This is a genomic window from Psychromonas arctica (genome assembly GCF_038155225.1).
GTDB classification, from domain to species: Bacteria; Pseudomonadota; Gammaproteobacteria; order Enterobacterales; family Psychromonadaceae; genus Psychromonas; species Psychromonas arctica_B.
In genome coordinates, this window is the sequence record NZ_JBAKBA010000227.1 from 1 (window position 1) to 228 (window position 228).

Below are 228 nucleotides of genomic sequence, written 5' to 3' on the forward strand. Positions count from 1 at the left end.
GAGGGAGAAACGTAGCTACAGACACTGCACCATGAAGCCCAGAAATAAACTAAAACTGGCTTATCTTGACTCATTGCGGCCAAATCAACCTTGTCACCTTGTAGACTGGTTGCCACTAATTCAGGTGCTTTACGAGATGCAATGGATTGAGCTCGCCATATATCAACGCCCCAACCTAATGCCATTGCTAATAACACATAAAGTGCTAGAGATCTCAGTCGAGCTCGC

At 45.6% G+C, this 228-nt stretch carries 1 protein-coding gene; it reads right to left on the reverse strand.

Annotation, left to right across the window (positions count from 1 at the left end; translation table 11 throughout):
• Positions 1-228 (reverse strand): redoxin domain-containing protein (locus V6255_RS18370; RefSeq protein WP_341629419.1); only part of this gene is annotated, 228 nt, incomplete at both ends.